The 7,609-nt window shown below is 64.3% G+C and carries 7 protein-coding genes, 1 pseudogene and 1 riboswitch; of the genes and pseudogenes, 4 read left to right on the top strand and 4 right to left on the bottom strand.

The window, feature by feature from the left end; all coding sequences use genetic code 11:
* Nucleotides 1-637 (top strand): annotated as a pseudogene (locus X739_RS138230) (hypothetical protein); the annotation flags it as partial.
* 18 nt (nt 638-655) lie between these two features.
* Here the strand turns inward: X739_RS138230 and X739_RS138235 are convergent.
* The 4 genes from X739_RS138235 to X739_RS138250 are packed head-to-tail and all read right to left on the bottom strand — an operon-like array spanning nt 656 to nt 3,733.
* Complete coding sequence (locus X739_RS138235; protein ID WP_023773911.1) at nt 656-955, bottom strand: CcdB family protein; 300 nt, start codon at nt 953-955, stop codon at nt 656-658.
* On the bottom strand, nt 955-1,197 hold the full coding sequence (locus tag X739_RS138240) for a type II toxin-antitoxin system CcdA family antitoxin (RefSeq protein ID WP_023773912.1): 243 nt from the start codon (nt 1,195-1,197) through the stop codon (nt 955-957). Before X739_RS138240 ends, X739_RS138235 begins: the two co-directional genes overlap by 1 nt.
* A gap of 54 nt (nt 1,198-1,251) precedes the next feature.
* Nucleotides 1,252-3,072 (bottom strand): ABC-F family ATP-binding cassette domain-containing protein, encoded by a 1,821-nt coding sequence (locus X739_RS138245; protein WP_023773913.1) that lies wholly within the window; start codon nt 3,070-3,072, stop codon nt 1,252-1,254.
* Nucleotide 3,073: 1 nt separating this feature from the next.
* Nucleotides 3,074-3,733: a thiamine diphosphokinase gene (locus X739_RS138250; protein ID WP_023773914.1), complete on the bottom strand. Its 660-nt coding sequence runs from the start codon at nt 3,731-3,733 to the stop codon at nt 3,074-3,076.
* 86 nt (nt 3,734-3,819) lie between these two features.
* A riboswitch (TPP riboswitch) is annotated at nt 3,820-3,934 on the top strand.
* A 43-nt stretch (nt 3,935-3,977) separates the two neighbouring features.
* Between X739_RS138250 and thiB the strand changes: the two genes are divergently transcribed.
* The 3 genes from thiB to thiQ all read left to right on the top strand — a co-directional run bounded on the left by thiB (nt 3,978) and on the right by thiQ (nt 7,443).
* Nucleotides 3,978-4,976 (top strand): thiamine ABC transporter substrate binding subunit, encoded by a 999-nt coding sequence (thiB, locus tag X739_RS138255; protein WP_023773915.1) that lies wholly within the window; start codon nt 3,978-3,980, stop codon nt 4,974-4,976.
* A gap of 78 nt (nt 4,977-5,054) precedes the next feature.
* Nucleotides 5,055-6,674 (top strand): thiamine/thiamine pyrophosphate ABC transporter permease, encoded by a 1,620-nt coding sequence (thiP, locus tag X739_RS138260; protein WP_023773916.1) that lies wholly within the window; start codon nt 5,055-5,057, stop codon nt 6,672-6,674.
* A complete protein-coding gene (thiQ, locus tag X739_RS138265; RefSeq protein WP_023773917.1) occupies nt 6,667-7,443 on the top strand; it encodes a thiamine ABC transporter ATP-binding protein in 777 nt (258 codons plus the stop codon). The genes thiP and thiQ overlap by 8 nt, the downstream gene beginning before the upstream one ends.
* The last annotated feature ends 166 nt before the right edge of the window (nt 7,444-7,609 follow it).

Genomic DNA, 7,609 nt, shown 5'->3' with positions numbered 1-7,609 from the left:
GGCAGCCGCCACGCCGCCGTCGGCACCGGCAGCCGCAACGCCGCCGACGGCACCGGCTGCGGCCGTGGCGCCAACCTCGGTTCCGGTGGGCCAGAAGGCGATCTTCTATGAGGAGCGCACCAGCACCGCGCAGGGTTCAGCCGAACCCGGCAGCATCGTCTGGTCGCTGGTGCAGGAATCGCCAGGCGGCGACCTGCCGCCCGAGCCGGCGATCCGTGCCGAGGCGACTATTCCCGGCAAGGACATCCAGTTGCGCATGACCATCCGTCGCAACACCGACCAGACCCTGCCGGCCAGCCATATCATCGAGATGATCTTCCTGACCCCCGATGGGTTCGAAGGCGGCGGCGTCGACAACATATTGCGCGTTGCCATGAAGAGTTCGGAACAGGACGCCGGCAGCCCGCTGATCGGCATCCCGGCCAAGATCGCCGACGGCTTCTTCCTCGTCGCGCTCAACGACACCAAGGCCGACGAGGACGCCAACATGACCCTGTTGCGCGGCCAGGACTGGATCGACGTGCCGGTCGTCTACAAGACCGGACGGCGGGCACTGCTGACCATGGAAAAGGGCATTCCCGGCGAGAAGGTGTTCGACGAGGCTATCAAGGCCTGGCAGGCCAAGACGGCGGGCTGAGGCCAGGTCCGTCTCTGTTCAGAAGCCTTGGAACAGCATGTCGAGTGCAACAACGATCTCGTCATGATGCCGGGAAAGATTTCCTTCGACGTCCGGCAATTCGGAGGCCGTCAAGGCTGAGATGAACTGTGTGACCATCACATGGTCTTTGCCGTCGATGGCGAAGGTCGGGTTTAGTCGGCGGCCCGGAACCGGAGCCATATTGGGCGGCATCAACGGAATGACGACTCTCGTGGTCAGCCTGTCAAGAAGGTCGGACTGAACATCGAGAAGATAACCGTTGCCGTCGATATTCCGATAAAGATCGTAACGTGCCATCAAAACAGTCGATATTTGGCCAATGGCAGTCCGTTGCGCTCCACGTAGGCGTTGGAGCTTTCAATCGCTTCCGTGTTCTCTTCTTGCCAACGGCGCGTTTTTTCCGCTGCAATTGCCTGGGCGATACCTGCCTCGGCAGCACGGGAGATGTTGATGCCCAGCGCCTTGGCGTCTTTGAGCAGCTGGGAGTCTATGGACGTGTTGACGGACTTTCGTTGAGATTTCTGGGTCGAGTGCAGCATAGAAATTGCTCCCCTTATGCGCATAATATGTGCGCATGAAGGAACATGCAATCTTCACCCTTCCATCTCCTCGCGCAGCATCTCGAGTTCCAGCCATTCTTCCTCGAGCACGGCCAACGTCGCACGCTCCTTGTCGAGGGCGGCGATCGTCTTCTGGAACGAGGCCGGGTCGCGTTCGTAATAGGCCGGGTCGGCGATGTTATTCTCCAGCCGCGAGATCGACGCGGTCACTGCCTCGATCTTCTTTGGTAGGGACTCCAGCGCGAACTTCTGCTTGAACGACAATTTCTTCGCCGGCCCTTTTGGCGCCGCCGGATCGCTTTTGCCCGGTGTCGGCGCATCGCCGGCTTCCGCCTTGGCGCGCGCCTTGCGGTCGTCAAGCCTGGTGCCGCCTCGCTGCGCCAGCATGTCGGAATAGCCGCCGGCATATTCGACCCAGCGGCCGCCGCCATCCGGCGCGATCACGCTGGTCACGGTGCGGTCGAGGAAATCGCGGTCGTGGCTGACCAGTATGACGGTGCCGGCAAAGCCGGCGACCAGTTCCTGCAGCAGTTCCAGCGTCTCCATGTCGAGATCGTTGGTCGGCTCATCGAGAACCAGAAGATTTGCAGGCCGTGCCAGCACGCGTGCCAGGATCAGCCGCGCCCGTTCGCCGCCGGACAGCTCGCGCACTGGTGTGCGGGCCTGTTCCGGCTTGAACAGGAAATCCTTCATATAAGACACGACGTGGCGCTGCTCGCCATTGATGACGAGGTTCTCGCCGCGCCCGTCGGTGAGATATTGCGCCAGCGTCTCTTGCGGGTCGACCGCCTCGCGCTTCTGGTCGAGCGTGGCGATCTCCAGATTGGTGCCGAGCCGGACCGAGCCAGCGTCCGGCGCCAATTCGCCGGTCAGCATCTTCAGAAGTGTCGTTTTGCCGGCGCCGTTCGGCCCGACAAGGCCGACGCGGTCGCCGCGCTGGATGCGGGTCGAGAAGCCCTTGACGACGGTAAGGTCGCCAAAGCTCTTCTCGATGTTCTTGGCCTCGATCACCAGCTTGCCGGATTCGGCGGCGTCGCTTGCCACCATTGTCGCGGTGCCTTCGGCGCCGCGATGGCCGCGAAAACGCTGGCGCATGGTCTGCAACTCGCCGAGGCGCCGCATGTTGCGCTTGCGCCGCGCCGTCACGCCGTAGCGCAGCCAGTGTTCCTCGCGCACGATCTGGCGGCCGAGCTTGTGCTGCTCGCGCTCTTCCTCTTCCAGTACTAGGTCGCGCCATTCCTCGAAATGACCAAAGCCCTTGTCCAGCCTGCGCGTCTGGCCGCGATCGAGCCAGACTGTGGCGCGCGACACGCGCTCGAGGAAGCGGCGATCATGGGAGATGACGATGAGCGCGGAGGAAGTCCGGATGAGCTCTTCCTCCAGCCATTCAATGACAGATAAATCAAGATGGTTAGTCGGCTCATCAAGAAGCAGGATGTCGGGCTCAGGCGCCATGACGCGGGCAAGCGCGGCGCGCCTGGCCTCTCCGCCGGACAGGTCGCCAGGCCGTTCTTCGCCCGACAGGCCGAGATGCTCCATCAGATAGCTGGCGCGGTAGGGATCGTCGGCGGGCCCGAGCCCGGCCTCGACATAGGCGCGCACGGTGGCAAAGCCGTCCATGTCGGGCATTTGCGGCAGATAACGCACCGTCGCCGAAGGCTGGCGGAACACCTCGCCGTCCTGTGGCTCGATCAGGCCGGCGGCGATCTTGAGCAGCGTCGACTTGCCGGATCCGTTACGGCCGACCAGCGCAATCTTGTCGCCGGCCGAAGCGGTCAAGGCGGCGCCGTCGAGCAGTGGCGCGCCGCCAAAGGTCAGTCTTATCCCGTCGAGATTGAGAAGAGGCGGGGCCATGTCAGCTTTCGGGCAATGGATAGGGATGGGCGAGCAGCAGCGCGCGGCCATGGCCGAGCGCGATGTCGAGGCGGCCCCCGGTCTTGCCGAACTTGACCTCGTTGGAAATGGTCAGTGACGAACCGAATGCCACCTCAACCTTGTCGAGCGGCCATTTGGCGCCCGTGACGGTCAGGCCGGAGAGTTCGGAGAAGCCGAGAATCGAGAGCAGCGTGCCGTCGGCATAATCGAAGCCGGCCCTACCGGGCAGCAAGGGAACACCTTCCTGGGCGCCGCTGGTCAGACACACATCCATTCCGGCCTCGGCCAGCCGCAGGCCAAGCGCCAGATGCAGGAAGGCGTGGTCGGCGCGCTTGCCGCCGAATGCGCCCGCCAGCACAAGGCGGGTCGCCCCGCGCTCCAGTGCGGCCGCGATCGCCAGTTCTCCGTCGGTCTTGTCCTTTTCCGCCGGGAAGGTTTGCCGCGGCACGGCGGCGAGGTCGGCGGGCAGATCAGCCGGAACCGAGTCGAAATCACCCACCCACAGTTCCGGCACGAGGCCCAGCATCCGCGCATGGCCAATGCCGGCGTCGGCGGCGATGACGCGCGAGCCTTCGACCTGGCGGTCGAGCCGAGGCGTGCGGATGAGATCGCCGCCAAGCAGGATGGTGAATATGCTCATATCCCGTCGCCTTACCAGCCCGGCACCGGAAACGGAAGGCGGCAAAGTCCCACTTGCGCGGGTCATCGGCCCGGCCTATGTGTCGAAACGCTCTAACGGGGTGCCGGACGCGAATTTCGCGGGCCGGCTGAGAGGCAGTCTCGCCAACCCGCTGAACCTGATCCGGTTTGTACCGGCGGAGGGATTAGACGTTTCGGACACTCCGACGCCTCAATTCCTTTCAACGCAAACGAAGGAGGCGCCGATGCGCACGCTTTTATATTCTCTGATCGCCGCCACGGCAGTGACCCTGTCCGGGCCGGCCTTGGCCAAGGACAAGCTCACCGTCTACACCTATGAGAGCTTCACCGCCGACTGGGGTCCCGGTCCCGTGGTGAAGAAGGAATTCGAGGCAGAATGCGGCTGCGATCTCGAGTTCGTCTCGGTCGCCGATGGCGTGGCGCTGCTCAACCGCGTCAAGCTGGAAGGCGCTTCGACCAAGGCCGACATCGTGCTCGGTCTCGACACCAATCTCACCGCCGATGCCAAGGCCTCGGGCCTGTTCGCGCCACATGGCGCAGTGACGGACGTCAACGTGCCGGGTGGCTGGAGCGACGGTACTTTTGTTCCCTTCGACTATGGCTACTTCGCCGTCGTCTACGATACCCAGAAGCTGAAGTCCCCGCCGAAAAGCCTGAAGGATTTGGTGGAGGGTAGCGCCGACGACAAGATCGTCATCCAGGACCCGCGCACATCGACGCCCGGTCTCGGACTGCTGTTGTGGGTGAAGGCGGTCTATGGCGACAAGGCGCCCGAGGCCTGGGCCAAGCTCAAGACCAAGGTGCTGACCGTGACGCCGGGCTGGAGCGAGGCCTATGGCCTGTTCACCAAGGGCGAGGCGCCGATGGTGCTGTCCTACACCACCTCGCCAGCCTACCACATGGTCGCCGAGAACACCGAGCGCTATCAGGCGGCGTCGTTCGAGGAAGGCGAATATCTGCAGATCGAGGTCGCGGGCATCACCATGACCGGCGCCAAGAATCCGCTGGCGGAAAAGTTCATGGCCTTCATGACCGGACCGAAATTCCAGGAAGCCATTCCCGAGACCAACTGGATGTTCCCGGCCGGCAAGACCGACAAGCCGCTCAACCCCGCCTTCGACAAACTGGTCAAGCCGACCAAAACCTTGCTGTTCAGCCCGGAGGAGGTGGCGGCCAACCGCAAGGCTTGGGTCGATGAATGGCTGGCGGTGATGAGCAAGTAGCTTTTGTGGGCTAATCTCGTGACATGACCGCTCTACGGCGACGCTCCCTAAGCTTCACCCAATCGTTGATGGTGCGGCGTGCAAACCCGCTCTGATACCCGCATCACAGCCGGCATCATAGGGCTCGCCGCCATCGCCATTTTGATCGGCGGCGCGTTTGCGGGGCTGCTTGTGGAAGGTGCTCGCGATTTTTCCGGCGCTTGGGCCGCGTTCGATCCCTACCTGTTCCGGGTCGTGCGGTTCACGCTCTTGCAAGCGGCCCTGTCGACGCTGCTCTCGGTCGGGCCGGCCCTGTTCGTGGCGCGGGCGCTGTCGCGGCATCCACGGTTTTTCGGCCGTGCCTTCATCTTGCAGCTCTTCGCTGTGCCGCTGGCGCTGCCGGCGATAGTCGCGGCGCTCGGCATCCTGGCGCTTTATGGCCGCGCCGGCTATTTCGCGGGCCTGTTCAACTGGGTTGGCGGCCAGGGTTGGCCGGGCATCTATGGCCTGTCCGGCATTCTCGTCGCGCATGTCTTCTTCAATCTGCCGCTGGCCACACGTCTGCTCCTCGAGGCGCTGCAGACCATTCCCTCCGACCAATGGCGGCTGGCGAGCCAGCTCGGCATGGGGGCGCGGCCGGCATTCCGGCTGATCGAGTGGCCGACGCTGCGTGCTGCGCTGCCCGGTGTCGCCGGACTTGTCTTCATGCTGTGCATCACATCCTTCACCATCGTGCTGACGCTCGGCGGCGGGCCGGGCGCGACGACGCTCGAAGTCGGCATCTATCAGGCATTGCGCTTCGATTTCGATCCCGCGAGGGCTGTTGCGCTGACACTGCTGCAGATCGCCTTGACCTTCATCGTGGTGCTGACGTTGACCCGGCTCGGAGCCGACGTCGTCGGCGACGCCAACCTGCCGGTCGCGCCGCGCCGCTACCTCTCCGTCAACAGGACTGAAGCTTGGCTGAACGCGACGCTCATCGTGTTGGCCTTGCTCTTCGTCGCCGGGCCGATGGTGGCGACCGTGGCGGCCGGACTTGGCGCCGACCTCGGCCGGCTTGCCGGCGAGGCCAGTGTCCGTCAGGCGACGCTGACCAGTGCTGTACTCGCTTTCCTATCGGCATTGCTTTCGGTGATGCTTTCGCTGGCATTGACCATGGCGCGCAGGGCGCTGGCGTCGAACCGCCGCTTCGGGGCAAGGACACTGCTCGAAGAGGCCACCGATACCGGCGCTGGGTTCGTCCTGGTCGTGCCGCCGATCGTCGTCGGCGCCGGCTGGTTCCTGTTGCTGCGCCATGTCGGCGATGTCTTTGCCATCGCCCCGCTCATGGTCGTCACCGTCAACGCTGTCATGGCGATGCCTTTTGCGCTGCGCGCCATCCGTCCCGCCTATGATGCGGCAAGCGAGCGGCACGAGCGGCTCTGTGCGCAGCTCGGAATTTCCGGCTGGTCAAGACTGTGGTTGGTCGACTGGCCGACGTTGCGGCGCCCGCTGGCCACCGCTTTTGCCTTCGCCATGGCACTGTCGCTCGGCGATCTCGGCGTCATCGCCCTGTTCGGCAGTGATTCCGTGCAGACCTTGCCCTACCTTCTCCTGGCGCGCATGGGCAGCTACCGAACCGAGGACGCCGCCGGCTTGGCGCTGCTGCTCGGCCTTGTCTGCCTGGGATCGGTGCTGGCGGCGGACCGGCTGGGAAAGGAGACGGCCAGCAATGTCTGACGAGGCGGGTGGCGGCAAAGGGGTTTCGGTGCGGCTGGACAAGGTTTCGTTCAGCTATGGCGAGGCGTTGTTCGCCTTCGATGCCGAGTTCACGGCGGGGCAAATCACCGCCATCATGGGACCGAGCGGCTCCGGAAAGTCGACGTTGCTCAATCTGGTGGCCGGGTTCGAGCCGCCGCGATCCGGCCGCGTGCTGATCGGCGGGGCCGATGTCAGCACCGCGCCACCGGCGACGCGGCCGGTGTCGATGGTTTTTCAGGAAAACAACCTTTTCGCGCATCTTTCCGTCGAGCAGAATGTCGGGCTCGGCCGTTCGCCATCGTTGCGGCTAGCCGAAGCCGACCGCGCTGCGATCACCGATGCGCTTGCGCGCACCGGCCTTGCCGGCAAGGAGAAGCGGCTGCCGCGCGAACTTTCCGGCGGTGAGCGCCAGCGCGTCGCCCTGGCTCGCGTGCTGGTGCGTGACCGCCCGGTGTTGCTGCTCGACGAGCCTTTCGCTTCGCTTGGGCCCGCCTTGCGAGACGATATGCTCGACCTCGTTGCCGGCCTGCATGCCGAGCGTGGCATGACGGTACTGTTCGTCACGCATCAGCCGCAAGATGCCCGCCGCATCGCTCGGAGGCTGGTGTTTCTCGAGAACGGCGCCGTCGCCGCTATCGGCACGGCAGATGATTTCTTTGCCGGGGCTGGTCCGGAGGCATTCCGGCGCTATATCGGAGCCGGTGGCGGGGGTGCTTTATCACGAGATATTGCCCGGAAGCGGACATAATTTACGCTCAAACCGGCCCGACGCGATGTGGCGCTTGCTTGCCATGACTGGAGTAGTGTGGCTAGGTCCGCCCGATACCGGTCCGGCACAGGCCGTGATTTGCCTACAGCTTCCGCCGCATGCTTCGAGGGGCGCGTGACGGATACTGTAGCAGTTTTGTTTTGCG

Origin of the sequence: Mesorhizobium sp. LNHC209A00 (assembly GCF_000502915.1) — a bacterium.
In the GTDB taxonomy this organism is placed as follows: domain Bacteria; phylum Pseudomonadota; class Alphaproteobacteria; order Rhizobiales; family Rhizobiaceae; genus Mesorhizobium.
Note: the sequence above shows the minus strand (reverse complement) of the source record. Positions and strands in the feature narration are given on the sequence as shown.